The following is a 304-nucleotide window of genomic DNA, read 5'->3' on the forward strand; positions in this document are numbered from 1 at the left end:
TCATAGCTATATTGGGGATGTTTGGTTCTGGCAATAATCATTTTCGGATAAGCGTCTCGAATCTGAAGCAGAGTAGAGCATTCTCTCTCAAATGTTTCCTGCCCGGAAATGTTGTCGCTGACCTGAATATAAATCTTTTCGCTACCTCTCTGAGCAACAAAGTCGATTTCCTTTTGATAGAGCTTGCCGACATAGACATCATATCCACGGCGTAGAAGCTCGATACAAACAACGTTTTCATATACTCTGCCATAGTCTATATTTCTGCTTCCCAGTATTGCATATCGAATACCGCTGTCACACA

1 protein-coding gene is annotated in these 304 nt (G+C 41.8%); it reads right to left on the reverse strand.

Translation table 11 applies throughout. The features are described from left to right. Positions 1-304: DUF4143 domain-containing protein (locus P0G09_RS18280; RefSeq protein ID WP_275253377.1), on the reverse strand; the 304-nt coding region annotated here is incomplete at both ends.

The organism is Faecalibacterium sp. DFI.5.82 (genome assembly GCF_029076575.1).
Taxonomy (GTDB): Bacteria; Bacillota; Clostridia; order Oscillospirales; family Ruminococcaceae; genus Faecalibacterium; species Faecalibacterium duncaniae.